The organism is Streptomyces sp. col6, from assembly GCF_008042035.1.
GTDB lineage: Bacteria > Actinomycetota > Actinomycetes > Streptomycetales > Streptomycetaceae > Streptomyces.
The window spans coordinates 397882-423366 of the sequence record NZ_RDBL01000006.1 but is presented as its reverse complement, the minus strand read 5'-3'; the positions used below and the strand labels follow the sequence as shown (position 1 = coordinate 423366).

The 25485-nt window shown below is 72.7% G+C and carries 25 protein-coding genes and 1 pseudogene; 17 read left to right on the top strand and 9 right to left on the bottom strand.

Annotation, left to right across the window (positions count from 1 at the left end):
- The first annotated feature begins 5 nt into the window (after nt 1–5).
- The 3 genes from rarD (at nt 6) to EAO73_RS05915 (ending at nt 3075) form a co-directional block, all read left to right on the top strand.
- On the top strand, nt 6–983 hold the full coding sequence (rarD, locus tag EAO73_RS05925; RefSeq protein WP_147970411.1) for an EamA family transporter RarD: 978 nt from the start codon (nt 6–8) through the stop codon (nt 981–983).
- Between the two features lie 66 nt (nt 984–1049).
- Nucleotides 1050–2636, top strand: coding sequence for an FAD-dependent monooxygenase (locus EAO73_RS05920; protein ID WP_147970410.1), 1587 nt, complete (start codon nt 1050–1052; stop codon nt 2634–2636).
- Complete coding sequence (locus EAO73_RS05915) at nt 2617–3075, top strand: VOC family protein (RefSeq protein WP_147970409.1); 459 nt, start codon at nt 2617–2619, stop codon at nt 3073–3075. Before EAO73_RS05920 ends, EAO73_RS05915 begins: the two co-directional genes overlap by 20 nt.
- Nucleotides 3076–3123: 48 nt before the next feature.
- Here the strand turns inward: EAO73_RS05915 and EAO73_RS05910 are convergent, their stop codons facing one another.
- Together EAO73_RS05910 and EAO73_RS05905 are read right to left on the bottom strand one after the other, a co-directional pair.
- The gene (locus EAO73_RS05910; protein ID WP_147970408.1) at nt 3124–3510 is read right to left on the bottom strand and encodes a hypothetical protein; all 387 of its coding nucleotides are present in this window, start codon (nt 3508–3510) and stop codon (nt 3124–3126) included.
- Between the two features lie 47 nt (nt 3511–3557).
- Nucleotides 3558–4139 carry a TetR family transcriptional regulator gene (locus tag EAO73_RS05905; RefSeq protein WP_147970407.1) on the bottom strand — a complete coding sequence of 194 codons (582 nt, stop codon included), beginning with the start codon at nt 4137–4139 and terminating at the stop codon, nt 3558–3560.
- 138 nt (nt 4140–4277) lie between these two features.
- Between EAO73_RS05905 and EAO73_RS05900 the strand changes: the two genes are divergently transcribed.
- Both EAO73_RS05900 and EAO73_RS05895 read left to right on the top strand, forming a co-directional pair.
- Complete coding sequence (locus EAO73_RS05900; RefSeq protein ID WP_147970406.1) at nt 4278–4664, top strand: VOC family protein; 387 nt, start codon at nt 4278–4280, stop codon at nt 4662–4664.
- Between the two features lie 47 nt (nt 4665–4711).
- A complete protein-coding gene (locus EAO73_RS05895) occupies nt 4712–5128 on the top strand; it encodes a DUF4267 domain-containing protein (RefSeq protein ID WP_147970405.1) in 417 nt (138 codons plus the stop codon).
- 22 nt (nt 5129–5150) lie between these two features.
- Here the strand turns inward: EAO73_RS05895 and EAO73_RS05890 are convergent, their stop codons facing one another.
- Entirely contained in the window at nt 5151–5624 is a 474-nt protein-coding gene (locus EAO73_RS05890; RefSeq protein ID WP_147970404.1) for a MarR family winged helix-turn-helix transcriptional regulator, read from the bottom strand.
- A gap of 88 nt (nt 5625–5712) precedes the next feature.
- Here EAO73_RS05890 and EAO73_RS05885 point away from each other — a divergent pair, with 88 nt between their 5' ends.
- Both EAO73_RS05885 and EAO73_RS05880 read left to right on the top strand, forming a co-directional pair.
- Nucleotides 5713–6639 carry a quinone oxidoreductase family protein gene (locus tag EAO73_RS05885; RefSeq protein ID WP_147970403.1) on the top strand — a complete coding sequence of 309 codons (927 nt, stop codon included), beginning with the start codon at nt 5713–5715 and terminating at the stop codon, nt 6637–6639.
- A gap of 73 nt (nt 6640–6712) precedes the next feature.
- On the top strand, nt 6713–7519 hold the full coding sequence (locus tag EAO73_RS05880) for an HAD family hydrolase (protein WP_147970402.1): 807 nt from the start codon (nt 6713–6715) through the stop codon (nt 7517–7519).
- On the opposite strand, the gene EAO73_RS05875 is transcribed toward EAO73_RS05880, so the two are convergent.
- From EAO73_RS05875 to EAO73_RS05855, 5 genes are all read right to left on the bottom strand, one after another.
- Nucleotides 7510–8115 (bottom strand): TetR/AcrR family transcriptional regulator, encoded by a 606-nt coding sequence (locus tag EAO73_RS05875; RefSeq protein ID WP_147970401.1) that lies wholly within the window; start codon nt 8113–8115, stop codon nt 7510–7512. The genes EAO73_RS05880 and EAO73_RS05875 overlap by 10 nt on opposite strands.
- Before the next feature lie 193 nt (nt 8116–8308).
- Nucleotides 8309–9241, bottom strand: coding sequence for an ABC transporter permease (locus EAO73_RS05870; protein WP_147970400.1), 933 nt, complete (start codon nt 9239–9241; stop codon nt 8309–8311).
- Nucleotides 9228–10208 carry an ABC transporter ATP-binding protein gene (locus tag EAO73_RS05865; protein ID WP_147970399.1) on the bottom strand — a complete coding sequence of 327 codons (981 nt, stop codon included), beginning with the start codon at nt 10206–10208 and terminating at the stop codon, nt 9228–9230. The genes EAO73_RS05870 and EAO73_RS05865 overlap by 14 nt, the downstream gene beginning before the upstream one ends.
- 82 nt (nt 10209–10290) lie before the next feature.
- A complete protein-coding gene (locus tag EAO73_RS05860) occupies nt 10291–11532 on the bottom strand; it encodes a LolA family protein (protein ID WP_147970398.1) in 1242 nt (413 codons plus the stop codon).
- 226 nt (nt 11533–11758) lie between these two features.
- Nucleotides 11759–12769: a polyprenyl synthetase family protein gene (locus EAO73_RS05855; RefSeq protein ID WP_147970397.1), complete on the bottom strand. Its 1011-nt coding sequence runs from the start codon at nt 12767–12769 to the stop codon at nt 11759–11761.
- Nucleotides 12770–12925: 156 nt separating this feature from the next.
- Between EAO73_RS05855 and EAO73_RS05850 the strand changes: the two genes are divergently transcribed.
- The 10 genes from EAO73_RS05850 to EAO73_RS05805 all read left to right on the top strand — a co-directional run bounded on the left by EAO73_RS05850 (nt 12926) and on the right by EAO73_RS05805 (nt 25346).
- Nucleotides 12926–14425, top strand: coding sequence for a peptide MFS transporter (locus EAO73_RS05850; protein WP_147970396.1), 1500 nt, complete (start codon nt 12926–12928; stop codon nt 14423–14425).
- Nucleotides 14426–14434: 9 nt separating this feature from the next.
- Nucleotides 14435–16429, top strand: coding sequence for a CocE/NonD family hydrolase (locus EAO73_RS05845; protein ID WP_147970395.1), 1995 nt, complete (start codon nt 14435–14437; stop codon nt 16427–16429).
- A gap of 140 nt (nt 16430–16569) precedes the next feature.
- Nucleotides 16570–17799: a fumarylacetoacetase gene (fahA, locus tag EAO73_RS05840; RefSeq protein ID WP_147970394.1), complete on the top strand. Its 1230-nt coding sequence runs from the start codon at nt 16570–16572 to the stop codon at nt 17797–17799.
- A 186-nt stretch (nt 17800–17985) separates the two neighbouring features.
- Nucleotides 17986–18756, top strand: coding sequence for a GntR family transcriptional regulator (locus tag EAO73_RS05835; RefSeq protein WP_224756188.1), 771 nt, complete (start codon nt 17986–17988; stop codon nt 18754–18756).
- A 41-nt stretch (nt 18757–18797) separates the two neighbouring features.
- Nucleotides 18798–19025 carry a ferredoxin family protein gene (locus EAO73_RS05830; RefSeq protein ID WP_147970392.1) on the top strand — a complete coding sequence of 76 codons (228 nt, stop codon included), beginning with the start codon at nt 18798–18800 and terminating at the stop codon, nt 19023–19025.
- A gap of 15 nt (nt 19026–19040) precedes the next feature.
- Entirely contained in the window at nt 19041–20402 is a 1362-nt protein-coding gene (locus EAO73_RS05825; protein WP_147970391.1) for an ABC transporter substrate-binding protein, read from the top strand.
- The gene (locus EAO73_RS05820; RefSeq protein WP_147970390.1) at nt 20399–21259 is read left to right on the top strand and encodes an ABC transporter permease; all 861 of its coding nucleotides are present in this window, start codon (nt 20399–20401) and stop codon (nt 21257–21259) included. The genes EAO73_RS05825 and EAO73_RS05820 overlap by 4 nt, the downstream gene beginning before the upstream one ends.
- Nucleotides 21256–21999 carry an ABC transporter ATP-binding protein gene (locus tag EAO73_RS05815; protein ID WP_147970389.1) on the top strand — a complete coding sequence of 248 codons (744 nt, stop codon included), beginning with the start codon at nt 21256–21258 and terminating at the stop codon, nt 21997–21999. Before EAO73_RS05820 ends, EAO73_RS05815 begins: the two co-directional genes overlap by 4 nt.
- Nucleotides 22000–22021: 22 nt before the next feature.
- Nucleotides 22022–24652 carry a fumarate reductase/succinate dehydrogenase flavoprotein subunit gene (locus EAO73_RS05810; RefSeq protein ID WP_147970388.1) on the top strand — a complete coding sequence of 877 codons (2631 nt, stop codon included), beginning with the start codon at nt 22022–22024 and terminating at the stop codon, nt 24650–24652.
- Nucleotides 24653–24737: 85 nt separating this feature from the next.
- Nucleotides 24738–25346, top strand: coding sequence for a Uma2 family endonuclease (locus tag EAO73_RS05805; RefSeq protein WP_147970387.1), 609 nt, complete (start codon nt 24738–24740; stop codon nt 25344–25346).
- Here EAO73_RS05805 and EAO73_RS36365 read toward each other — a convergent pair.
- A pseudogene (locus EAO73_RS36365) lies at nt 25347–25485 on the bottom strand (Uma2 family endonuclease); the annotation flags it as partial. It abuts the gene before it with no gap.

Sequence of the window (25485 nt, the reverse complement as noted above, 5' to 3'; positions counted from 1 at the left end):
GGCCCGTGCAGGGGACGAATGACCAGCGGGCGGGGCTCCTCTCCGGGTTCGCCGCGTACGGCATGTGGGGCCTCGTCCCGCTGTACTGGCCGCTGCTGAAGCCGGCCGGGGCCGTCGAAATCCTGGCCCACCGGATGGTGTGGTCGCTCGGCGTGGTGCTGCTCCTGCTGCTCGCCCTGCGCCGCTGGTCCTGGATCGGCCCGCTGCTGCGCCGGCCGCGCAAGCTGGGCCTGCTCGCCGTCGCCGCCCTGACGATCACCGTCAACTGGGGCCTGTACATCTGGGCCGTGAACAGCGGCCATGTGGTCGAGGCGTCGTTGGGCTACTTCATCAATCCGCTGGTCACCATCGCCATGGGCGTCCTGCTCCTGGGCGAACGGCTGCGCCCGGCCCAGTGGGCGGCGGTCGCCACCGGCGTCGCCGCGGTGCTCGTGCTGGCCGTCGGCTACGGGAAGCCCCCGTGGATCTCGCTGATCCTGGCTTTCTCCTTCGCGACGTACGGGCTGGTCAAGAAGAAGGTCGACATGGGCGGCCTGGAATCGCTCACCGTCGAGACCGCCGTCCTCTTCCTGCCCGCGCTCGGCTATCTGGTGTGGCTGAGCGCCCAGGGCACGGCGACCCTGACCTCGGAGGGCGCCGGGCACACGGCGCTCCTCGCGTCGACCGGTGTCGTCACGGCGGTGCCGCTGATCCTGTTCGGGGCCGCCGCGATCCGCATCCCGCTCTCGACGATCGGGCTGCTCCAGTACATGACCCCGGTCGCCCAGTTCATCCTGGGCGTCGCCTACTTCCACGAGGAGATGCCGCCGGAGCGGTGGGCCGGATTCGGCCTGGTGTGGGCGGCTCTGATCGTGCTCACCTGGGACGCGCTGCGGACCGCGCGCCGCACCAGGGCCCAGGCGCAGGCGGCCCGCCTGGCCGCCGTGGCCACGGCAGCACCCGCGGGCTCCGACCGCACCCAGACCCCCTCAAGCACAACCTAGTTGCTTTTTTAACTCAGTTACGTTTTCCTGGAGGTCCGTCACGCCGGACCGGCCCCAGGAGCACCCATGCACGCTTCCTCCCCGCTTCCCGTACTCGTCGTCGGCTCGGGCCCGACCGGGCTGACCCTGGCCATCGACCTCGCCCGCCGGGGCGCCGGCGTCCGGATCATCGACAAGGCCCCCGCCTTCCCGCGTACGTCCCGCGCCAAGGGCCCCAACCCGCGCTCGCTCGAAGTCCTGGAGGACCTGGGCGTCCTGGCCGAGGTGCTGGCCGCCGGCGCCCGGCCGCTGCCGATGCGCAAGTACCGGGGCGGGGTCGCCGTCGCGGACGCCGAGCCCTTCGCGGACCAGCGGCCGACCCCGGACGCGCCGTACGACCGGCCGCACATGATGGCCCAGTGGCGCCTGGAGGAGGTGCTGCGGGCCCGGCTCGCGGAGTACGGCGTACGGGTCGAACTCGGCGCCGAACTCGTGGGCCTGGCCGAGGGCGAGGCGTCCGTGACCGCCACGCTCGCCGACGGCGGACCGATCGAGGCCTCGTACGTGGCCGGCTGCGACGGCGGCCACAGCGCGGTGCGCAAGCTGCTCGGCATCCCCTTCGAGGGGAAGACCGACGAGACCCGGCTGATGGTGTGCGGGGACGTCGAGGTGGAAGGGCTCGACCGGGGGTTCTGGCACCAGTGGTTCGACGAGGACGGCGCCGTGATGCTCTGCCCGATCCCGGGGACCCGGTCCGGCTGGTGGTTCCAGGCCGGGCCCGAGACCGACGCGTCGGGCGCCCCGCTCGCGCCGTCGCTCGCCGGGTTCCGCCGCCTGTTCGCCAAGCACACGGGCCTGCCCGGCGACCGGCTCACCGAGGCGACGCTGCTCTCCACGTACCGGGTCAACGAGCGGATGGCCGCGCGCTACCGGGTGGGCCGGGTCCTCCTCGCCGGGGACGCGGCCCACGTGCACTCCATCGCGGGCGGCCTCGGTATGAACACCGGCATCCAGGACGCGTACAACCTGGGCTGGAAGCTCGCCCGGGTCGCCGCCGGGCTCGCCGGACCCGCCCTGCTCGACACGTACGAGGAGGAGCGGCTGCCGGTCGCCGCACAGGTCCTGGACATCAGCGCGGAGCGCCTGCGGGCCACGCTTGAGGCGATCAAGAAGCCCGGCGGCGGCCTCGACTCGGCGGTCGGCCCCGGCACCAACGGCCTGTGCGGCGGCTACCGCTGGAGCTCGCTGGCCACCTCTCCGCTCGCCACGCCCCTTCTGCGCGCGGGCGACCGGGCCCCGGACGCCCCCTGCCTGGACGCGGCGACCGGCGAACCCCGCCGCCTCTTCGAGGTCTTCGCCGGACCGCACTTCACGCTCCTGGGCTTCGGTACGGGGACGGCCGGGGCCCTGCGCGAGGCGGCGGCCGCCCGGGGCGACGACCTGCGGGCGTACGGGATCGACGCGGACGGCGGCCTGACCGACCACGAGGGGCACGCGCGGGCGGCGTACGGCATCGGCCCGGACGACGAACTGCTGGTTCTCGTACGGCCGGACAACCACGTGGGGCTGATCGCGGAGGCGGACGACGCGAAGGCGGTCACGGCCTACCTGAGCGGGACCGAAATCTGGGCGGAATCCACTATTCCGGGACAGAATGCCGCTCATGACTCTTGAGTGGAAAGTCGTCATCGACGCCGCCGACCCGCACGCGCAGGCCGGCTTCTGGGCGCAGGCCCTCGGTTACGAGATCGAGGACAACAGCCCCTTGGTCGAACACCTCCTGGGCCTCGGAGCCGTACCGGAAGCGGTCACGACGACGGCCCACGGCCGCCGCGCCTGGCTCGATCTCGCGGCGGTCCGGCACCCGGACGACCCGTACGACGAGCAGAGTGGTGCCGGTCGTGGCCGCCGCCTCCTGTTCCAGCGCGTCCCCGAGGCGAAGACCGTGAAGAACCGCCTCCACCTCGATCTCCACGCGGGCCCGGACCGCCGCGAGGCCGAGGTGGCCCGGCTGGAGGGCCTGGGCGCGAAGGTCCAGCGCGAGGTCGCCGAGCAGGGCGGCACGTGGACGGTTCTCACGGACCCGGAGGGCAACGAGTTCTGCGTGGAGTAGGGGCCGCCGGGGCGAGGGGCCGGCCGGCCGGTCAGGACGGCTTGCGGCTCAGGCTCCGTGCCCCCGCCACGCCCAGCAGCACCAGCACCACGGCCACGACCGGCACGAGGACCCGGAAGCCGACCGGCGGGCCGGGCGCCGTGGCCCCACCAGGTCGTGGGGGTCGCGCAGGACCTCGTACCGGTCGCCGGGCCGCGAGGACCAGTCGCACCCGCCGGTGCTCCTGAGCCAGAAGGTGTCCCCCCGCGCCTCGACCTTGCAGCGGTGGTCCTCATTGCCGCTGTACGCGGGCGGCCCGTGCTCCACCTCGACGACCGTGGCCGTCACCTGCTCGCCCCGCCAGTCGAGGACCGCGCTGCGGAAGCCGTACGGGACCGCGATCAGGACGCCCCGGAGCAGGACCATCCCCATCACCCGCGCCACCGTCGTAGTCATGTCGCAACTCGCCTATCCGGCGAGGGCGTTCACACACCCGGACTCCGTCAGGGGGTCGGCGCGGTGAGATATCGCTGCAGCGTGGGGCCGAGCCAGTCCACGATCTCCTCCTGACGGAGCGCCACGCTCGCCGGGAACCGCAGTACGTAACGCGTCAGCGCAAGGCCGAGCACGGTGGAGGCGCACAGGGCCGCTCGCGCCGGCGCCTGCTCCGGGTCGGGGCCGAGGCGCCGGGCCAGTGGGATCAGTTGCTCGCGCAGCACGCTCTGCATGCGCTCGGCGGCGTGCGGGTCGGTGGCGCCGACCCGCATCAGCGCGGTGAGTTCCTCGTTCTCCTCCCACAGGGCGAGGAAGTGGCGCACCAGGGTGCGGCCGATCTCCTCGTGCGACTCGACGGGCAGGTCGGGCAGCCCCGGGTCGATCGCCACAGCCGCCGCGAACAGGCCCGCCTTGTTGCCGTAGTAGCGCATCACCATCGACGGATCGATCGTCGCGTCGCGCGCGATGGCCCGGATGGTCGCCTTCTCGTAGCCGTCCGCCGCGAACCGCTCGCGGGCGGCGGCGAGGATCGCGGCGCGGGTGGCGTCGGAACGCCGCGCAGCCTGCTGGTTCTCCGAGGTCTCCGTCACGCCAACAAGCGTAGGCCAACACTCGTTGACAATCCAGGCGCAACGGTTCTACGTTGACCAACACCCGTTGGCCAACACGTGTTGGCAAAGCCGGCGCCACTCGTACCACGCCCCCCGAAGGGGCGAAGAGGAGTAACGATGACCGTGCAGTTGAACCACACGATCGTTCCCGCCCGCGATCCGGAAACGTCGGCGGGATTCCTGGCCGCGATCCTCGGACTGCGCGTCGACCCGCCGCTCGCACACTTCACACCGGTCGAGCTGGCCAACCAGGTGACCCTGGAATACGACCGGCGCGACGACTTCGAGCCGCACCACTACGCCTTCCTGCTCGGGGAGCAGGAATTCGACGCCGCCCTCGCCCGTGTCCGGCAGGGCGGAACGGCCCACTACGCCGACCCTGCGTGCCGGGAGGCCGGACAGATCTACCGCAGCGAGCGCACCCCGGGCCGCAGGGGCACGTACTTCCGCGACCCCGACGGCCACCTGATGGAAATCCTCACCGCGGGCCGGGCCGGTTCGTGACTGCCGCCCACCCCGCCCGGACCACCCCGGCCCCCTGGAGAACCGCCATGTCACTGAAGAACGTCAACACCGCCCTGACCACGATCTGCGTCCTGTTCGTCCTCTGGCTTGGGCTGACCTTCGTCCTGGCCCCCGAGGCGTCCACGGAAGGCGTCGGCCTGCCGAAGTGGCCCGCAGGCGCCGGCGACGGCTTCCTCATCATGAAGGGCACCCGCGAACTGGCGATGGGCCTGGTCCTCGGCGTCCTCCTGCTGACGGGCCACCGCCGCGCCCTGGGCTGGGTCCTGCTCATGGAGGCCGTCGCCCCGTTCGGCGACATGCTCAACGTGCTGGCGCACCACGGCCCCCTCGCCGCCGCCCTCGGCATCCATGGCCTGACCTCTGCGTTCCTCGTGACAGCCGGTCTGCTCCTCCTCCGCGAAACGAGCGGGGCGGGGCGGGCGGCCGTCGGGCAGCGCGTCTGACGGCCGCCCGGCCCGACCGCCGTCAGCCCACCGGCCCGCCGCCGGGACCCACGCCGCTGATCCGCCGCAGCATGTCCAGGAACCGGGCGCGCTCGTCCGGGGTCAGCGGGGCCAGGAGTTCCGCGTTGGCGCGGTCGCCCGCCGCCGTGCACTCCTCCAGGCGGTGGCGGCCCGCCGCCGTCAGGCTGACCGCGTTCTTGCGGCGGTCCTTCGGGTCCGGGGCGCGGACGAGCAGGGACGCGTCCTGGAGGTCGTTCAGGATGCCGACCAGGTCCTTCGGGTCGAGGGCCACCGCGCGGCCGAGGTCCGCCTGGGCGACCGGTTCCAGGTCCTCGACCGCTGCCAGCACCACGTGGTGCCACATCTTCATGCCGTGCCCGGCCAGGGCGTCGGCCACCAGGGACCGGCCCCTCGCCGCCGCCCGGCCCAGGAGCCAGCTCGGGAGCGGGCGGATGCGGCTCGGGGCCGCCGTTGCCTTGTCTGCCATGGGCCGCATCGTAACGGGAAATCGTTGGACTTCCCCATGACTTCCGGCTTATCGTTGGGACTCCCAACGAATCCCGGCCGGTCGGAGGTCATCGCCCATGCGGCGCATTCGGTACGAACACAGCGGCGGGCCCGAGGTGTTGTTCGAGGAGGACGCGCCCGTCCCCACGCCCGGCCCCGGCGAACTCCTCGTCAGGGTCGAGGCGGTCGGCGTCACCCTCCCCGTGGTGCGGAAGGTCCGCGGGAGCCGGGAGCCCGTCCCGCTCGGCGGCGAGGTCGCCGGCGAGGTGGCGGCGCTCGGGGAGGGCGTCGACGCGTACGCCGTCGGCGACCGGGTCACCGGGCTCTGCTTCGGGCACGGGTACGCCGAGTACGCCGTGCTGAACCGGGCGATGGCGTCCGCCGTCCCCGCCGGGGCCACCGCCCGGGACGCCGTCGCGCTCGTCCGCAGCGGGGTCGTCGCGCTCGGGGCACTGGAGTCCGCGCGGCCCGGGAAGGGCGAGTCGGTGCTCGTGACGGCCGCCGCGAGCGGGGTCGGGCACCTCGCGCTCCAGCTCGCCCGGCTGCGGGGCGCCGCCCGGGTCGTGGCGGCCGTGGGCGATCCGGCGAAGGCGGACTTCGTACGGTCGCTCGGGGCGGACGAGGTGGTGACGTACACCGACGAGAGCTGGGGCGAGCCCTGCGACATCGTGCTGGACGCGGTCGGCGGCGACCTCCTCCCGCGAGCCGTCCGCGCGGTCGCTCCCGGCGGCCGGCTCGTCGCGTACAGCTCGGGCGGCGGCACGATCGAGGCGTACGACCTCCTCGTCGGCGGCAAGTCCGTCATCGGCTTCCAGGTGGCGCACATCGCCCGCAACCACCCCGCGCGGTACGCCGGCTGGATCGCGGCGCTGTGGGCGCTGCGCGGCGAGGGAAGCCTGCGGCCCGCAGTCCACGCGGCGTTCCCGCTCGCCGACGCGGCCCTCGCCCACGCGGCCGTCGAGAACCGGCTCAACCGGGGCAAGGTCGTCCTCACCGTCCCGTAGCCGCCCTACCTCACGCCCCCGCCCCGCCACAACTCCGGCCGGGCTCCGGGAGCCGGCGCCTACGCTTGATCGCATGCCCATCCCACCCGCATATGCCCTTGTCGCCACGGATCTGGACGGCACCCTGCTGCGCGGCGACGACAGCGTCGGCCCCCGGACCCGCGCCGCGCTCGCCCTGGCTCGGTCCGCCGGGGCCCGGCACCTCGTCGTCACCGGGCGGCCGGTGCCCGGCGTGCGGGAGCTGCTGGACGGGCTCGGGTACGAGGGCCTGGCCGTCTGCGGGCAGGGGACGCAGGTGTACGACGCCGGGGCGCGGCGTACCGTCCGGGCCGTCACGCTGGACCGGGAGGCTGCCGACGCGGCGCTCGGGAAGATCGAGGCCCAGGTGGGGCAGGTCTTCGCGGCCGTCGACCAGGACGGGGCCGACGGGCGCACACTCATCGAGCCCGGCTACCGGCTGCCGCACCCCGCGCTGCCCGCGCAGCGGACCCGGCACCGCGACGAGCTGTGGGCCGAGCCCGTGATCAAGGTGCTCATCCGGCACGCGGAACTGAGCGACGAGGCGCTGACCGCCGAGGCCCGCGCGGTCGTCGGGGACCTCGCCACCGTGACGCACTCCGGGCCCGGGACCGTCGAACTCCAGCCGTACGGCATCGACAAGGGCGTCGGGATCGCGCTGGCCGCCGAGGAGCTGGGGGTGGACCCGCGCACGGCGATCGCCTTCGGTGACATGCCCAACGACCTGCCGATGTTCCGCAGCTGCGGCTACGGCGTCGCCATGGGCAACGCCCATCCCGAGCTGCGCGCGGCGGCCGACGAGGTCACCCTGTCCAACGAGGACGACGGCATAGCGGTCGTCCTGGAGCGCCTCTACGGCTGAGACGCCGGCCGGCCCACCGCCCCCAGGGACCGCAGCACGTGGTCCACCAGCGCGCCCACCTCCTCCTCGTCCTGCATCGGCTTGCGCAGGACATGGCGGTAGTACACCGGGCCGTACAGCATCTCCACCGCCAGGCGCAGATCCGCGCCCGGCGGGATCTGGCCCTGCTCCTGGGCGCTGCGCAGCCGGCCCACCGCCTCCTCGAAGCGGGGATCGATCAGCTGGGTGCGTACCGTTTCGGCCAGCTCGTCGTCGTGGTGGAGCTCCGAGAGGATGCCCGCGTACGCCGGACCGAAAGGGGGTACGGCGAGGACGCGGACCGCGCCCGTGATGTGGGTGCGCATGTCCTGCGCGATGTCGCCGGTGTCGATGAACGGAGTGGCCGACACCAGCATCTCCGTGAACGCTTCCAGCAGCACCGCGCTCTTCGAGGGCCACCAGCGGTAGATCGTCTTCTTGCTCACGCCCGCCCGCGCGGCGATCGCCTCGATCGTGACCCGCCCGTATCCCCTCTCCGTACAGAGGTCGAGGGCGGCGTCCAGGGTCGCCCTGCGTGAGCTCTCGCTCCGGCGCAGTGAACTCGGCGATGTGTTCATTCGGTGAGCATAGGTGCGTTTGAGCCAAACCTTATTGACAGGTAGTCGCTATAAGTCGAACAATGCTCTGGCGGAAACGGAACGTACCGTGTCGGCTCGTTCCTTCTGTTTTCGCACCGTTCGTGCCGTTCGTGCCGCGACGAGCCGATCGGGGGACGGCTCGCCGGCCGACGGTACGGGTGCCGCCTCCGCTTCAGGTCGTGATGTCCTTCGTCGTGAACCGGGCCCAGGCAGCCGAGCCGAACACCGCCGCGTACAACGCCTGAAGCTCCAGGTTCTTCACCACCCCGTCCCAGCGGACGGGATCGCGCAGCAGGTCCGAGAAGGACAGCCAGTGGTGCGGGAACAGGTAGGGGTGGACCGCGCTCAGCTGCGGGATGGTGTCCACGATCTGGACGGTGATCAGCAGCCCGACCGTCGCCGCCATGGCCGCGATGCCGCTGTTGGTGAGCGTCGATACGAACAGGCCGAGCGCCGCGAAACCGGTCAGGGACGCGGCCACGCACACCGCGACGAGCCCCGCCCGCACCAGTCCCTCGCCGAAACCGATCGTGGTCCCCGAGATCGTCGTGACCTCGCCCACCGGGAACAGCAGCGCGCCCACGGCCAGCGCGGAGGCGGCCACGACGAGCGTCGCGACCAGGCAGAACCCCAGCGTGGCGGCGTACTTGGCGAGCAGCAGCCGGGTCCGGCCCGCCGGGGCGACCAGCAGATAGCGCAGGGTGCCCGCGTTGGCCTCGCCGGCGATCGCGTCGCCCGCGATGACGCCCACCGCCATCGGGAGGAAGACGGGGAGCGTCGCGGCGAGCGCGGCGAAGACCAGGAAGAGGCCGTTGTTGGTCACCTGGGAGAGGAACGCCGGTCCGCCCTCCCCGCCACCGGCCCCCACCGACGACCCGTCGGCCGTCTCGATGCGCACCGCGATCCCGATCAGTACGGGAACGGCGGCCAGCACGCCCAGCAGGGCGAGCGTGCGCCAGCGGCGCAGGGTGGTGGTGCACTCGGAGCGGAGGATGCCGAACGTCCGGAAGGGCTTGCGGACGGCGCCCTTGCGCACGGCGGCCTCGCCGCCGGCCCCCTCGGCCGGCTCCCCGGCGGCCCCGGCCGCCCCCTCAGCCTGCGACATCGAATCCCTCTCCCGTCAGAGCCACGAACGCGTCCTCCAGCGAGGCCCGTTCGACGCCGAAGGCGCGTACCCGTACGCCGTCCCGTACCAGGGCCGCGTTCAGGTCGGCCAGTTCCACCGTGCCCGGCGGGGCGTCGGCGCGGACCCGGTCACCGTCCAGCGTGATGCCCGTGACGCCGTGCTCCTTCAGTACGCGCGCGGCGTCGGCCGGGTCCGGTGTGGTGACGGCCAGCCGGCCGCCGGTTGCGAGGCCCGCGACCGGGCCCTGGGTGAGGAGCCGGCCCCGGGCCATCACCGCCGCGTGCGTGCAGACCTGCTCGATCTCGTCCAGGAGATGGGAGGAGAGGAAGACCGTCGTGCCGTCCGCCGCCAGTTCGCGGACCAGGGCGCGGATCTCGCGCATGCCCTGCGGGTCCAGGCCGTTCGTCGGCTCGTCCAGGACGAGCAGCCGGCGCGGCCGCAGGAGGGCGGCGGCGAGGCCGAGGCGCTGTTTCATGCCCAGCGAGTACGCGCGCGCCTTCTTGCCGGCCGCCGGGGCGAGCCCGACCCGTTCCAGGGCGTCGCCGACCCGGGCGGCGCGGGTGCGCGGGTCGGCGGTGGGGTCGGCCCTGTCGTAGCGCAGGAGGTTGTCCCGGCCGCTCAGGAACCCGTACAGGGCCGGGCCCTCGATCAGCGCGCCGACCTGCGGGAGCACCGTGCGCGTGGCGTCCGGCATGGGGCGGCCGAGGACGCTCGCGGTGCCGGAGGTCGGGGCGATCAGGCCCATGAGCATCCGGATGGTGGTGGTCTTCCCCGAGCCGTTGGGCCCGAGGAAGCCGAAGACGCTGCCGTCGGGGACGCTGAGGTCGAGCCCGTCCACGGCGAGCTGCCCGCCCCGGTAGCGCTTGGTCAGCCCGCGCGTCTCGATGACGGGCACGGTGCCGGGTGCCCCGGGCTGCCCGATGGGCTCGGCGTCGGACCCTGCCATACGTGCTCCCCACTGGTCGTACGGTCGCGCCCGCCCCGCCGTGCACGGGGCACGGCGGGGCGGGCGGAGGAACCTCGCGGCGTCAGCCCGCGTTCGCCGCGGCGACCAGCGCGTCCTTGGTGACCGCGCCCACGTAGACCCGGCCGTCGTCCGTCATCAGCGCGTTGATCAGGCGGGTCTTGAAGACCGTGCCCGAGCCGAACTTCCCGGTGACCTTGTCGCCGAGCGCGTCCAGGAACTGCCGGGCCTCGGCCGGGACGTCCTTCGACGCCTCGGACGGCAGGGCCGCCCCGCCGGGGGTCCTGAACTCGGCGATGCTGTTCCAGCCCTTGCCGATGATCTTCGGCGCGCCCTCGCCCTCGAACGTGCCCAGGTCGCCCTGTGCCCTCTCGGCGGCCTTCCGGGCCTCCTTCTCGTGGCCCTTGGCCTTCGCGTCGTCCGCCTCGGTGACCTTCGCGCCCTTGGGCGGGGTGAAGGTGAAGGAGGACGCGGCGGGCTTCCCGAAGTCGACCGAGGTGAACCCGGCGTCGACGACCGCCTTGCCGCCGCTGCTGGGCCGGAGCGTGAACTTGAGCGGCACGCCGTTCTCCGCGTCCACCGCGACGGTGACCGATTCGACCGTGGAGCCCTTCTGCTCGGGCTTCAGGACGAGCCGGTACGCGTCGCGCCCGGCGACCCGCGCGGTGCCGTCCACCGTGACGGACGTGGTGCCGTCTGCGGCCTTCAGCGCCTCCTCGGCCAGGGCCTTCGGCGTGGTGGGGACGCCCTCGGGGGCGGCCTGCTCCTTGCCGTGGGGCGCCTTGCCCCTGCCCTCGGCGTGGTAGACCGCGTTGGACGCGCTGTCGTACGCCCAGACCTGGTCGCCGTTGTGGATCAGGCTGTACTCGGACGTGTCGTCCAGGACCGAGAGGCGCTGCTTGTCGGGGCCGTCGGCGGCCACCCGCAGGGTGTGCGTGCCGGAGGCCAGCTCGGTGAGCTTGGCCTGCGGGTCGGCGCTCGACGCGTCCTTGCCGCCGTCGCCGCCCTTGGCCGCGCCGGACAGGAAGGAGTCGGCCATTCCGCCCATGGACGGGATGCCGAGGTCCGTGCTGATCTTCACCGTGCCGGAGAACTGCTCCGTGTCCGACGCGGCGATCTTCTCGATGAGTTCCTGTGCGGTGATCTTCGGCAGATCGGGGTCGCCCGAGCTGGCGAGCGCCGGGACCAGGCCGATCGTCGCGGCCGCCACCCCCGCCACCGCTACGGGGACGATGTAGCGCGCCGCCTTGCGGCGGCCGGGCCGGGCGGCCGTGCCGTTGGTCTCCGCGCTGTCGTTCGGTGCCATGTGTGCCCTACCTCCGTGGTCGGCGGCTTCCGTCGGGATGCACTCGTCCACTCCGTGCCGCCATTCTCACCCGTTTTGGTCAGGAGTGGTTGTTCTCCATCTGACCAAATCGGGCGGCCCGAAGCGTCAGCCCCCGGGAGCAACTCCGCGTACCTCTTCGGTATGACGGCGGAGGCCCGATTCTCCGCCGTCCAGTAGGGGTTGGGGCGCCATGGACCCCGGGGCCTCAGCCGGCGCGGTGGACGACCGCGTCGCACATCTCTTCCAGCGCGAGCTTCGCGTAGCACTCGGGCAGCGGCTTCAGCGTGGCCCGCGCCTCCTGGGCGTACCGGACGGTGTCCCGGCGGGCCCGGGCGAGCGCGGGGTGGGCGCGCAGCAGGCGCAGCGCCTCGGTGAGCGTGTCCGGGTCGCTGAGGTCGCCGTCGAGCAGTTCGACGAGGGCGAGGTCGTCCGGCTTGCCGTCGGCCTCGGCCTGCGCCCGGAGGTGGAGGACGGGGAGGGTCGGGATGCCTTCGAGGAGGTCCGTGCCGGGGGTCTTGCCGGACTCGTGGGAGTCGGAGGCGATGTCCAGGACGTCGTCGGCGAGCTGGAAGGCGACGCCGAGCCGTTCACCGTACTGGGTGAGGATGTTCGTCGTGGACTCGTCGGCGCCGGCCATCATCGCGCCGAAGCGGCAGGCGACGGCGATCAGCGAGCCGGTCTTGCCGCGCATCACGTCGAGGTAGTGCTCGACGGGGTCGCGGCCGTCGCGCGGTCCCGCAGTCTCCAGGATCTGACCGGTGACCAGGCGCTCGAAGGCCTCCGCCTGGATGCGGACGGCCTCCGGGCCGAGGTCGGCCAGGATGTGCGAGGCGCGCGCGAAAAGGAAGTCGCCGGTCAGCACGGCGACCGAGTTGCCCCAGCGGGAATTGGCACTGGCGACACCGCGCCGCACGTCGGCCTCGTCCATGACGTCGTCGTGGTACAGCGTCGCGAGGTGGGTCAGCTCCACGACGACGGCCGCGGGCACCACGCCCGGGGCGTCGGCGTCGCCGAACTGGGCGGCCAGCATCGCGAGCAGCGGCCGGAACCTCTTGCCGCCCGCGCGCACCAGGTGCTGGGCGGCTTCCGTGATGAACGGCACGTCGCTCTTGGTGGCATCGAGCAGGCCCGACTCGACAGCAGCCAAACCGGCCTGGACACCGGCTTCAAGAGCCTGGTCCCGCACGCTCAGTCCGAACGGCCCGACGACGGTCACGAGGGGATCTCCTGTCTGCTGACGATCACACGGAATGTCGATGTGTCGTTGTCATCACTCAAGTCAGCGTATCCGGTCCCCTTTGGATCACCGTGGGCGCCTTCCCGCCACCGCCGGTATGTTCGGGATCAGCTCATACGATCAGGAGTTGCCGCTTTGTCCCACACAGCAGCAGACACCGAACCGGCGCAGCCGCCCCCGGCCGACGACCACGCGTTCTTCGGCCAGCCACGGGGTCTGATGACCCTGTCCGGCCTGGAGGTGTGGGAGCGGTTCTCGTTCCTGGGCATGCAGGCGATCCTGGTCCTCTACTTCGCGGACACGGTCGCCCACGGCGGCATGGGCATGGAGGCCGGGACCGCCGCCTCCGTCTCGGCCGCGTACGGCACGCTCGTCTATCTGGTCTCGGTGGCCGGGGGCTGGCTGGCCGACCGCATCCTGGGCTCGTACCGGGCCGTGCTGTACGGCGGCATCCTGATCGCCTGCGGGCACTACGCCATGGCGGTGCCCACCGACGCGATGACCTGGGTCGGCCTCGGGCTGATCAGCGCCGGTACGGGCCTGCTCAAACCGAACGTGGCCACCATGGTCGGCAAGCTCTACCGCACCGACGACGAGCGCCGGGACGCGGGCTTCGCCCTCTACTACATGGGCATCAACATCGGCGCGTTCCTCGGCCCGCTGATCACCGGCTGGCTCGGTGACCACGCGAGCTGGCACTGGGGCTTCTCGGCCGCCGCCTTCGGCATGACGCTGGGCCTCATCCAGTACGTGGCGGGCCGCCGTCACCTGGCCGGGCGAAAGCACGCCGCCGAATACGCGCTGGCCCCCGGGCCCATGCGCCGCGCGGTCCTGCTCATCGCCGTCGGGGCCGTGGTGGTCGCGGCGGTGGCGACCGCGCTGGCCCTGGCGGGCTGGCTGACCATGGACCGGTTCGTCGACGTGCTCACGCTGATCTCGGTGATCGCGCCGGTCGTCTACTTCGTGGTGATGTTCCGCAGCCCCCGGGTCACCCCCGAGGAGCGCGGCAGGCTGCGCCCGTACGTGGTGCTGTTCCTGGCCTCCGTGGTGTTCAACTTCATCCTCTTCCAGGCGTACTCGACGATGATGCTGCTCGCGTCGACCAACGCCCGTACCGAGATCTTCGGCTTCCACTTCCCGGCGAGCTGGTACGCCTCCGCGCTCGGCGCCTTCGAGGTGCTGCTCGCTCCGGTGGTCGCGGCCGTCTGGGCGAGGATGGGGCCGCGCCAGCCGCACGCGTCCAACAAGATCGCGATCGGGGTGATCCTCGGCGGTCTTTCGTTCCTGCTGATGGTCCTGCCCACCTCCGGGCACGCCTCGGACACGTACAAGATGGCCGCCTGGTGGATCGTCGGCTCGTATCTGCTGCTCGGGCTCGGCGACATCCTGCTGGAGACCTCCGGCATGTCGGCGACCACCAAGCTCGCGCCGAAGGCGTTCGCCAGCCAGACCATGGCGCTCTGGTTCCTCTCGCTGGCCCTCGCCAACGGCATCCAGGCCCAGATCGTGAAGCTGTACGGCGAGGTGTCCAACCCCGCCTACTTCGGTGTCAATGGCGCTGTCGCGGTGGCGGCCGGTGTGGCCGTGATCGCCGCCGCCCCCTGGCTCAAGCGCACCATGCACCCCGTCCACTGAGGTACGCCCATGCACATCCAGACCGCGTTCCCGTACGAGACGACCCACGAGGACCTCTACATTCCGCTGCCGGACGGCACGCAGCTGTACGCGCGGATCTGGCGGCCGGTCACGGACGAACCCGTGCCCGCCCTGCTGGAGTACCTGCCGTACCGGCTGAGCGACTGGACGGCGCCGCGCGACTGGCAGCGCCATCCCTGGTACGCCGGACACGGCTACGCCTCCGTCCGGGTGGACGTGCGCGGCCACGGCAACAGCGAGGGCATGCCGGGCGACGAGTACGACGCGCAGGAGCTCGCCGACGGGGTGGCGGTCGTCCACTGGCTGGCCCAGCAGGAGTGGTGCTCGGGCCGGGTCGGCATGTTCGGGATCTCCTGGGGCGGATTCAACTCGCTCCAGATCGCCGCGCTGGCCCCGGAGCCGCTGAAGGCGATCGTCACGGTGTGCTCGGCCGACGACCGGTACGACAACGACGTCCACTACATGGGCGGCTCGGTCCTCGCCGTGGACATGCACGCCTGGGCGGCCACCATGCTGGCCTTCGTCTGCCGCCCGCCCGATCCGGCGGACGTCGGCGACGACTGGCGGCAGATGTGGCTGGACCGGCTCGAAGCGGTGGACCCCTTCATCCACACCTGGCTCTCCCACCAGACCCGGGACGCCTACTGGAAGCACGGCAGCGTCTGCGAGGACTACTCGGCGATCAAGGCGAACGTCCTCGCGGTCGGCGGCTGGCACGACCCGTACCGCGACACCGTGCTCCGGCTCGTCGAGCACCTGGACCCGGCGAAGGTGCGCGGGATCATCGGCCCCTGGTCGCACCAGTACCCCGACCGGGGGCTGCCGCCCGGACCGGCCATCGGCTTCCTCCAGGAGACCCTGCGCTGGTGGGACCAGCACCTCAAGGACGAGGACACCGGAGTGATGGAGGAGCCGCTGCTGCGGTCCTGGATCAGCGAGTCGCACCGGCCCGCCACGGTCTACGAGACGCTGCCCGGCCGCTGGGTCGGGGAGACCAGCTGGCCGTCCGAGAACGTCACCCCGGTGGCGTACGCCCTCCAGGGCGGGCCGCAGATCGTCCGCTCGCCCCAGCAGACCGGGCTCGACGCGGGGCGCTTCTTCCCCTTCGGCAACGACGCCGACCTGCCGCCGGACCAGCGCGACGAGGACGCCAAGTCGCTCTGCTTCGAGTTCCCCGTCGCGGACGCGCCGATCGAGATCCTGGGCCGGCCCAGGGTCAGCCTGCGCATCACGATGGACGGGAAGCGCGGCCAGGCCGTCGCCCGGCTCTGCGACGTCGCCCCCGACGGCTCCTCCACCCTCGTCACGCGCGGCGCCCTCAACCTCGCCGCCCGCAAGGGCCGCGACCGCACCGAGGACTGGCCGGCCGGCGCCACCGAGGACGTGACCTTCGAGCTGAACGGCATCGGGCACACCTTCCCGCCCGGCCACCGCATCCGGCTCGCCCTCTCCTCCTCGTACTGGCCCTGGATCTGGCCGCAGGCGGGCTCGGCGGGCTTCACCCTGGAGGCCGACGGCAGCCTCCTCGAACTCCCCGTGCGCCGGCACACCGAGGACCCCGCGATCCGCTTCGAGGAACCCGAGCAGTCCGAACCGCTGGGTGTGGTCTTCCCGGAGACGCTGGACCCGCCGCGCCCCGAACGCCTCGTCGTCCGCGATGTCGCCGCGGGCGAGTGGAAGCTGGAGGTCGACCCCCGCTACGGCGGCACGCGCGTCTACCCCGACGGTCTCGAATTCACCGAGGACGCGCTGGAGACGTACACGATCCAGGAGGACGACCCGCTCTCCGCGCGCACCCGGTCCGACTGGACGATCCGGCTGCACCGGCCGGAGATGTCCTGGGACGTGCAGATCGACACCCGCTCGGAGATCACCGCAGACGCGGACGACTTCCACACCGTCAACGAGGTCGTCTGCACCGAGGGCGGCGAGGTCGTCTTCCACCGGACCTGGGAGAAGAGCATTCCGCGCACGTCCGGGTGACACGACAGGTGAGGCGTACTTTCCGGGGCACTGGGGATGGTTGGGGCACCGTCCGGGTGGCGGCCGTCAGGCACACCGCCCGGTCAACGGCCCCGACGTAACGTGTCACCCAAGCGAACCGGAAAGCGAGGCAGCGACAGATGCCCGAGCAGAGCAGCCCGCTCGATGTGGCCGAGGGCGATCCCTTCGGCCCACACAACCTGCCGTACGGCGTGTTCTCCACCCCCGACCGGCCGGAGCCACGCGTCGGCGTCCGCATCGGCGACCACGTCCTGGACGCCGGGGCCGCCGCGCTCGCCCTGGGTTCGCCGTACGCCCAACTGCTGGCGCAGCCCGACCTGACGGCCCTGCTCGCCGCCGGGCGCACCGCCTGGCGCGATGTGCGCCGCGCGCTGACCGCGTGGGTGACGGTCCCCGCCCACCGCGCGGACATGGAGCCCCTGCTGCACGCCCTGGACGCGGTCACCCTGCACCTGCCGTACCAGGTCGCGGACTACGTGGACTTCTACGCGAGCGAGCACCACGCCACCAACGTGGGCCAGATCTTCCGGCCCGACGCCGAGACGCCGCTCACCCCCAACTGGAAGCACCTGCCCATCGGTTACCACGGGCGCGCCGGGACCGTCGTGGTCTCCGGCACCGACGTGGTCCGCCCGGCGGGCCAGCGCAAGGGACCCGCCGACCCGGCGCCCGTCTTCGGCCCGTCCGTGCGGCTCGACATCGAGGCGGAGGTCGGCTTCGTCGTCGGCACCCCGTCCGCGCAGGGCACAGCCGTGCCGCTCGCCGACTTCCGGGAGCACGTCTTCGGCGTCTCGCTGCTCAACGACTGGTCGGCGCGCGACATCCAGGCCTGGGAGTACGTCCCGCTCGGCCCGTTCCTCGGCAAGTCCTTCGCCACCTCCGTCTCCGCCTGGGTCACCCCGCTGGAGGCCCTGGACGCCGCCCGCACCGCCCCGCCCGCCCGCGACCTCCCGCTCCTCCCCTATCTGGACGACGCGGACGAGGACGAGCCCGGCGGCTACGACCTGCGGATCTCCGTCGCGGTCAACGGGCACGTCGTCGCGGAGCCGCCGTTCTCCACGATGTACTGGACGGCCGCCCAGCAGCTCGCCCAGATGACGGTCAACGGCGCCTCGCTGCGCACCGGCGACCTCTACGGCTCCGGCACCGTCAGCGGCGCCGAGCCCTCCCAGCGCGGCTGCCTGCTCGAACTCACCTGGAACGGGCGCGACCCGCTGGAACTGCCCGACGGCAAGCGGACGTTCCTGGAGGACGGCGACACCGTCACCCTCACCGCCTGGGCCCCCGGACCCGACGGCACCCGCGTCGGCCTCGGCGAGGTCACCGGCCGGGTCGTGCCGGCGGCCTGACCCGGCGCCCCGGCCGCGCCCGGTCCCGGGTGCGGCCGGGCGCGGTCCGCATGCCGGACCGGCGGGTGGCGGATCCTCCCTCGGCCGGTCCCGTCACCGCAGGTCAGAGGCGTTCCGCCGGGTCTCCTTGATGGCGCAACACTCCGGCAACACCAACTCCCGCACCCCGTCGGTATGGTCCAGCGCATGCCAGCCGAACGCACCCGCGAGCACACCGTGCCCGTCGCCGCCGCCCGCCGGCGCCGGCTGCGTGCGGACGGTGCCCGGCTCCTCGCCGACCTGCTGCGCCACCAGGTGCGCACGGGGGCGTTCCCCGGCGGTGTCCTGCCCTACGAGGACACCATCGGCCACGACTACCGCGTCTCCCGCAACACCGTGCGCCAGGCCCTGGACCTGCTGCGCGGCGAAGGGCTCGTCGAACGGCAGCCGGGCGTCGGCACCGTCGTCGTCGCCGAGAAGTACCCGCACGCGCTCGACCGGCTCCAGGGCCTGGCCGAGACCCTGCGCGAACACGGCCGGGTCACCAACGAGGTCCGCACCGTCGGCCCCGTCCCCGCCCCGGCCCCGGTCGCCCGGCGGCTCGGCCTCGCCGAGCACACCGACGTGCTCTACATCGAGCGCCGCCGGCTGCTGAACGGGCTGCCCCTCTCCCTCGACCTCACCTACGTCCCGATGGACGTCGGCGCCGGGCTGCTCGGCGCCGACCTGGAGAACACCGACGTGTTCCGGCTGCTGGAGTCCCTGACCGGGCAGCGGCTGGGCGACGCCGACATCACCCTGGAGGCCGTCAACGCCGACGCGCACTCCGCGGCCGTCCTGGAGATCCCGCGCGGCTCGGCCGTCCTGATGCTGGAGCGCCTCACCCGGCTCGCCGACGGCCGGCCGGTCGACCTGGAGTTCATCCGCTTCCGCGGCGACCGCATCAGCATGGACGGCGTCCTGCACCGGTCCCGCTGACCCACCCCACCCTCCCGCACACCCTTCCCTGGAGCCCCGCCATGCCTCTGGCGCCCCAGCGGGCCGACGTGCCCGTGACCATCGACGAGTCGAAGTGCATCGACGGCTGCACCCTCTGCGTCGACATGTGCCCGCTCGACTCCCTGGCCATCCACCAGGACAGCGGCAAGGCGTACATGCACGTCGACGAGTGCTGGTACTGCGGCCCGTGCGCCGCCCGCTGCCCCACCGGCGCGGTCACCGTCAGCATGCCCTACCTCCTGCGCTGAAAGGCCCCGACTCCCATGCGACGCACAGCATCCGGCGCCCTGGCCGCGCTGCTCCTCACGCTCACCACGGGCTGCGGCGGCGGGGCCAGCGCGGACGACAGCGGTACGGTCACGGTGACCGTCGGCTACCAGTCCCGGACCATCAACACCGTCACCGCGGGCACCCTGCTGCGCTCCCTCGGCTACTTCGAGGACGAGCTGCGCAAGCGCGGGAAGCGGGACGGTGTCACGTACAAGGTGGAGTGGCAGGACTACGCCACCGGCGCCCCGATCACCGCCCAGATGACGGCCGGGAAGATCGACATCGGCTCGATGGGTGACTTCCCGCTGCTGATCAACGCGGCCCGGGGCGTCCAGCTGAAGCGGCCCACCCGGCTCGTCTCGGTCACCGGCTACAACCTGTCCGGCGGCCTCAACACCGTGGTCACCGGCCCCGGTTCGAAGCTGCGCACGCTCACCGACCTGCGCGGCAAGAAGGTCTCCACGAGCGTCGGCTCCGCCGCCGACGGCACCCTCGTACGCGCCCTGCAACAGGCCGGGCTCGACCCCGAGAAGGACATCCGCAAGCTCAACCAGCAGCCCGCCGTGGGCGCTTCGGCGCTCCAGGCCGGCAGTGCGGACGCGTTGTCGCAGTTCGTGGCCTGGCCGGGGCTGCTCGCCTTCCAGGGCCGGGCCAAGGCGCTGTACGACGGCGCCGAGCTGAACCTGCCGACCTTCCACGGGGTCACCGTGAGCGAGGACTTCGCCGAGAAGCGGTCCGCCGTGGTGGAGGACTTCCTGCGCGCCCAGGGCCGGGCGACGGCCTATCTGCACGGGCACCCGGTCGCCGCATCCGAGTCCGTCGCGAAGGCCACCGGCCTGCCCGCCGAGGTCGTCCACCTCTACAACGGCGCCCAGGGCATCGCCACCTTCGACACCACGCTCAAGCCCGCGCTGATCGCCGCCCTGAAGAAGGACGTCCCGGTGCTGACCTCGGCGAAGCTCGTCGGTGACGTGGATGTGGACGCCTTCGTCGACGACCGGTACATCAAGCGGGTGTACGGCTCCGGCTACGCGAAGGCGCTGGCCGCGGGGCCGCCCGCCCGGCGCGGGGGCGAGGTGTGGCTGAAGGGCAAGGAGACCACCACCGCCTTCACCACCTCCGCCGAAGTCCTGCGGTACGTGGCCGCGCACCGCGACACGGTCCGGGCGGCCTACGTCCCGGACGCGAAGACCGGCACGCTGTGGTTCGCGGACCGCGCGGTGTGGGTCGCGGACGGGACGGAACTGCGGCCGTACGTCACCGAGTCGGCGGCGCGCGCCGACATCGCGGCCCACCCCGGCGCCCGGACCGTCCCGTACGCCACCGCGCTGAAACGCGCCGGGTCCGCGTCATGAGCGGGCGGTGGTCCCTCGTACGGCGGGTGCTCTCGCTGGTCGCGGCCCTCGGGCTGTGGCAGGCGCTGACCTCCTACGACATCAATCTGTGGCTGCGCTTCGAGCAGTTCCCGACGGTCACCGAGGTCGCCCGCGCCTTCGCGGACCGGGTGTCCGGCGACGCGTACTGGCAGGACCTGACCGACAGCCTGACCCGGATCGTCACCGGTTTCGCGCTGGCCGCCGTCCTCGGGGTCGCCGTCGGCACGGCCGTCGCCCGCTCCCGGATCGCCGCCGATCTGCTCGGCCCGGTCCTCGAAGTGCTGCGGCCCGTCCCGGCCATCGCGCTCGTCCCGGTCGCGATCCTGCTCTTCCCCAGCAACGAGCAGGGCATCGTCTTCATCACCTGCACCGCCGCGTTCTTCCCCGTCATGGTCTCCACCCGGCACGCGGTGCGGGCGCTGACCCCGGTCTGGGAGGAGGCCGTCCTGACCATGGGCGGCGGCCGGCGGCGCGTCCTGTGGTCCGTGGTGCTGCCCGGCGCGCTCCCCGGCATCCTCGGCGGCCTGTCCGTAGGCATCGGGGTGTCGTGGATCTGCGTGATCTCCGCCGAGATGATCTCCGGCGAGTACGGGGTCGGCTACCGCACCTGGCAGGACTACACGGTCGTCGACTACCCCGGGGTCTTCGTCGGCATGGCCACCATCGGCCTGCTCGGCTGGCTCACCTCCACGGCCGTGGAACTCCTGGGCCGCCGGCTGACCCGCTGGCTGCCGCGTACGGAGAGCCGCCCGGCCGCCCCGGTGCGCCGCCGCCCCGCCCCGGCGGCGACCGCCGCCCCCACGGTCCGTACGGCACAGGAACGGGTGCGCTCATGACCGCTGACACGACTCATGGGCTGCGGCTCACGTTGCGCGGCGCCGCGCTCGGCCGGGCCGGGGCGCCCGTGCTCGACGGCATCGACCTGGACGTCGTGCCCGGCGAGATCCTGGCCGTCGTCGGCCCGTCCGGCTGCGGCAAGTCCACGCTCCTGCGCACCCTGGCCGGACTGCTCCCCGCCCTCGGCGGCGAGGTCACCGAGGACGGCGAGCCCGTCACCGCGCCCCGCGCCGAACGGGCCCTCGTCTTCCAGGACGACGCGCTGCTGCCGTGGCGCACGGTCCGCGCCAACGTCGAACTGCCCCTGGCCATCCGGAGCGTGGGGCGCGCCGAGCGGCGGACTCGCGCCGAGGAGTGGCTGGCCCGGGTCGGTCTGGCCGAGCACGCGGCGAAGCTGCCGCACCGGATCTCCGGCGGGCAGCGCCAGCGCGTCCAGCTGGCCCGCGCCCTCGCGGCGGGGCCCCGGGCGGTCCTGATGGACGAGCCGTTCGGCGCGCTGGACGCCCAGACCAGGGCCGGGATGCAGCAGTTGCTCGTCGACGTGCTCCGGGGCAGCGGCGCCACGGTGGTGTTCGTGACGCACGACGTGGACGAGGCGCTGTTCCTCGGCGACCGGGTGGCCCTGCTGCCGGGCGGCCGGGTGCTGCCGGTGCCGCGTCCGCGCGAACGGGCCGCGCACACCGATCCGGCGACGGTCGCGCTGCGCCGCGAGGTCCTGGAATCCCTCACCACCCTCTGACATCTCACTGAAAGGCACCCCCGTGCAGATCCCCGCCCTCGCCGACGCCGAGGAATTCTCCTGCGACGTGCTGGTCGTCGGCGGCGGCACGGCCGGCACGATGGCGGCCCTCACCGCCGCCGAGCACGGCGCCTCCGTGCTCCTGCTGGAGAAGGCGCACGTCCGCCACTCCGGCGCGCTCGCCATGGGCATGGACGGCGTGAACAACGCGGTGATCCCGGGCCGCGCCGAACCCGACGACTACGTCGCCGAGATCACCCGCGCCAACGACGGCATCGTCGACCAGTCGACCGTCCGCCAGACCGCGACGCGGGGCTTCGGCATGGTGCGGCGCCTGGAGTCGTACGGGGTGAAGTTCGAGAAGGACGAGCACGGCGAGTACGCGGTCCGCCAGGTCCACCGCTCCGGCTCGTACGTGCTGCCGATGCCCGAGGGCAAGGACGTCAAGAAGGTCCTCTACCGGCAGCTGCGGCGGCGCGAGATGCGCGAGCGCATCCGCATCGAGAACCGCGTCATGCCCGTGCGCGTCCTCACCGGCGACGACGGGCGGGCGATCGGCGCGGCCGGCTTCAACACCCGCACCGGGCAGTTCGTCACGGTCCGCGCGGGCGCCGTGATCCTCGCGACCGGTGCCTGCGGCCGCCTCGGCCTGCCCGCCTCCGGCTACCTCTACGGTACGTACGAGAACCCGACCAACGCGGGCGACGGCTACGCCATGGCGTACCACGCGGGCGCCGAGCTGACCGGCATCGAGTGCTTCCAGATCAACCCGCTGATCAAGGACTACAACGGCCCGGCCTGCGCGTACGTCGCCAACCCGTTCGGCGGCTACCAGGTCAACCGGCACGGCGAGCGTTTTGTGGACTCCGACTACTGGTCGGGCCAGATGATGGCCGAGTTCGCGGCCGAGGTGGCCTCCGACCGGGGGCCGGTCTACCTCAAGCTGAGCCATCTGCCGGAGGAGTCCGTCAGCGCGCTGGAGACGATCCTGCACTCCACGGAACGCCCGACGCGCGGCACATTCCACGCCGGGCGCGGGCACGACTACCGCACCCACGACATCGAGATGCACATCTCCGAGATCGGCCTGTGCGGCGGCCACTCCGCGTCCGGCGTCCGCGTCGACGACCACGCCCGCACCACGGTGGACCGCCTCTACGCGGCCGGTGACCTGGCGTGCGTCCCGCACAACTACATGATCGGCGCGTTCGTCTTCGGCGATCTGGCGGGCGCGGACGCGGCCCGTTTCACGGCGTACGAGGGCGAGCTGCCGGCCGATCAGCTGCGGGACGCCCACGAGCTGATCTACCGGCCGCTGCGCAACCCGGACGGGCCGCCGCAGCCCCAGGTCGAGTACAAGCTGCGCCGCTTCGTGAACGACTACGTGGCCCCGCCGAAGTCCGGCGCCCGGCTGTCGATCGCCCTGGAGTCCTTCGAGCGCATGCGGACAGACCTCGCGGAGATGGGCGCGACGACCCCGCACGAGCTGATGCGGTGCGCGGAGGTGTCGTTCATCCGGGACTGCGCGGAGATGGCCGCGCGCTCCTCGCTCGCCCGTACGGAGTCCCGCTGGGGGCTCTACCACGAGCGCACGGACCATCCGGAACGGGACGACGCGGACTGGTTCCACCACCTTGACCTGTACAAGTCCCCGTCCGGCGCGATGGAGTTCACCGCCCGCCCGGTGGCGCCGTACCTGGTCCCGGTCGAGGGCTTCGCCCCGGCCGGGGGCCAGGTGCGGCGGATCGGCACGGTGGAGCCGGAGGGGGTGGGCACGGCGGGGGCGCGGGACGCGGCACCGGTGTCGGCGTCGGTACGGGTGGCGGCGCCCGGTGCTTCCGAAGCCGCCGTCTCCACCTCGCCGCGCATCCTGGAACTGCTGGCCCTGAGCGAGGGCGAAGCCGAACTGGCCGCCCTCGCGCCCTACCTGGACGACCCCGACCCCGCCGTCCGCCGGGCCGCCGTCGCCGCGTCCCTGCGGGAACTGGTCGAGGTCCTGCCCCCGTCCCCGGAGCTGCGCACCCCCCTGGTCGCCGCGCTCTCCTCGCCCGACGCGGTGGTCCGCGCCGCCGCCCTGGACACCCTGCGGGCCCTGCGCCTGGGCGACGCGGAGCTGTACGCGGACACGCTGGACGACCCGGACCTGGACGTACGCGTGGAGACCGTACGGGCACTGGTCTCGGTGGACGCGGTGGACGAGCTGTCCCGTGCGGCGGGCGACCCGGCCCGCGAGGTGCGCGTCGCGGTGGCCAAGGGCCTGGCCGCCGTCCACTCCCCCACCCCGGCCCCGCTCGCCCCGCTGCTCGACGACCCGGACGCGCTGGTCCGCGCGGCGGCCCTGGGCGCGCTCGCGGAGACGGGCTGCCCGGAGCCGTACGCGGCGCGCGCGGTGGCCGCCCTGACCGACCCGGCCTGGCAGGTCCGCGCGGGCGCGGCGAGGGCCCTGACCCCGGCGGACCCGGCCCACGCGGTGGGCCCGCTGACCGGTGCGCTGGCCGACCCGAACGCGGACGTCCGCAAGGCGGCGGTCCTGGCACTGCTGCGTCACGGGGACGCACCGGGGGCCCGGGAGGCGCTGGCGGGGGCGGTTTCGGACCCGGACGCGGATGTGCGGGCTTATGCGGGGCGGGGGGTGGCGGTCAAGGGCGCGTGAGTCGTTCACACGTTCAGGGGAGCCGCTTCCGGTTCCCGGCGGATACGCTGAAAGCTCCCGCGAGACTCCGTCCATGGGAGCACTGATGAGCGTCGAACCCGAGGTCCCGGAACCGCGGTGGGCGGTCCCGCCCGAGGGCGGCTGGACCGCCGATGACCTGGACACACTCCCGAATCTGCCTCCGCACACGGAGCTGATCGACGGGAGCCTTGTCTTCGTAAGTCCGCAGACCCTTTTCCATACTCGGGCGGTTGACTTCTTCAACTGGCAGTTGCAGTCACTGGCACCGCCCGGCCTGGAGGTCGTGCGTGAGTTCACGATCGACATCGACCGCTACAACCGGCCCGAACCCGACGTGATCGTCGTCGACGGCGAGATCATCCAGGATCCGAATCAGACCCGCTTCCCCGCCACGTCCGTCCAGCTGGCCATCGAGGTCGTGTCGCCGGAGTCACGGTCGCGTGACCGGGAAACCAAGCCGATGAAGTACGCGCGGGCGAAAATTCCGCACTTCTGGCGGGTGGAGAACCACGACGGCCGTGCCGTGGTCTATGTGTTCGAGCTGGAGCCCGCCACCGGCGCCTACACCTCGACTGGAATCTTCCACGACCGGATGAAGGTGTCGGTCCCGTTCACGGTCGACCTCGACCTCGGTGCCATCACGCCGCGCCGCCGGGCGGCGGACCCGCAGTAGGTCCGCCGCCCGGCGGCGCGGCGTGATGGCACCGAGGTCGAGGTCGACCGTGAACGGGACCGACACCTTCATCCGGTCGTGGAAGATTCCAGTCGAGGTGTAGGCGCCGGTGGCGGGCTCCAGCTCGAACACATAGACC

Coding starts and splice junctions, on each gene's coding strand:
- EAO73_RS05920 (WP_147970410.1), top strand. CDS start 1,050: ATGCACGCTTCCTCCCCGCTTCCCGTACTCGTCGTCGGCTCGGGCCCG.
- EAO73_RS05915 (WP_147970409.1), top strand. CDS start 2,617: ATGCCGCTCATGACTCTTGAGTGGAAAGTCGTCATCGACGCCGCCGAC.
- EAO73_RS05910 (WP_147970408.1), bottom strand. CDS start 3,510: ATGACTACGACGGTGGCGCGGGTGATGGGGATGGTCCTGCTCCGGGGC.
- EAO73_RS05900 (WP_147970406.1), top strand. CDS start 4,278: ATGACCGTGCAGTTGAACCACACGATCGTTCCCGCCCGCGATCCGGAA.
- EAO73_RS05895 (WP_147970405.1), top strand. CDS start 4,712: ATGTCACTGAAGAACGTCAACACCGCCCTGACCACGATCTGCGTCCTG.
- EAO73_RS05890 (WP_147970404.1), bottom strand. CDS start 5,624: ATGCGGCCCATGGCAGACAAGGCAACGGCGGCCCCGAGCCGCATCCGC.
- EAO73_RS05885 (WP_147970403.1), top strand. CDS start 5,713: ATGCGGCGCATTCGGTACGAACACAGCGGCGGGCCCGAGGTGTTGTTC.
- EAO73_RS05880 (WP_147970402.1), top strand. CDS start 6,713: ATGCCCATCCCACCCGCATATGCCCTTGTCGCCACGGATCTGGACGGC.
- EAO73_RS05875 (WP_147970401.1), bottom strand. CDS start 8,115: ATGAACACATCGCCGAGTTCACTGCGCCGGAGCGAGAGCTCACGCAGG.
- EAO73_RS05870 (WP_147970400.1), bottom strand. CDS start 9,241: ATGTCGCAGGCTGAGGGGGCGGCCGGGGCCGCCGGGGAGCCGGCCGAG.
- EAO73_RS05865 (WP_147970399.1), bottom strand. CDS start 10,208: ATGGCAGGGTCCGACGCCGAGCCCATCGGGCAGCCCGGGGCACCCGGC.
- EAO73_RS05860 (WP_147970398.1), bottom strand. CDS start 11,532: ATGGCACCGAACGACAGCGCGGAGACCAACGGCACGGCCGCCCGGCCC.
- EAO73_RS05845 (WP_147970395.1), top strand. CDS start 14,435: ATGCACATCCAGACCGCGTTCCCGTACGAGACGACCCACGAGGACCTC.
- fahA (WP_147970394.1), top strand. CDS start 16,570: ATGCCCGAGCAGAGCAGCCCGCTCGATGTGGCCGAGGGCGATCCCTTC.
- EAO73_RS05835 (WP_224756188.1), top strand. CDS start 17,986: ATGCCAGCCGAACGCACCCGCGAGCACACCGTGCCCGTCGCCGCCGCC.
- EAO73_RS05830 (WP_147970392.1), top strand. CDS start 18,798: ATGCCTCTGGCGCCCCAGCGGGCCGACGTGCCCGTGACCATCGACGAG.
- EAO73_RS05825 (WP_147970391.1), top strand. CDS start 19,041: ATGCGACGCACAGCATCCGGCGCCCTGGCCGCGCTGCTCCTCACGCTC.
- EAO73_RS05820 (WP_147970390.1), top strand. CDS start 20,399: ATGAGCGGGCGGTGGTCCCTCGTACGGCGGGTGCTCTCGCTGGTCGCG.
- EAO73_RS05815 (WP_147970389.1), top strand. CDS start 21,256: ATGACCGCTGACACGACTCATGGGCTGCGGCTCACGTTGCGCGGCGCC.
- EAO73_RS05805 (WP_147970387.1), top strand. CDS start 24,738: ATGAGCGTCGAACCCGAGGTCCCGGAACCGCGGTGGGCGGTCCCGCCC.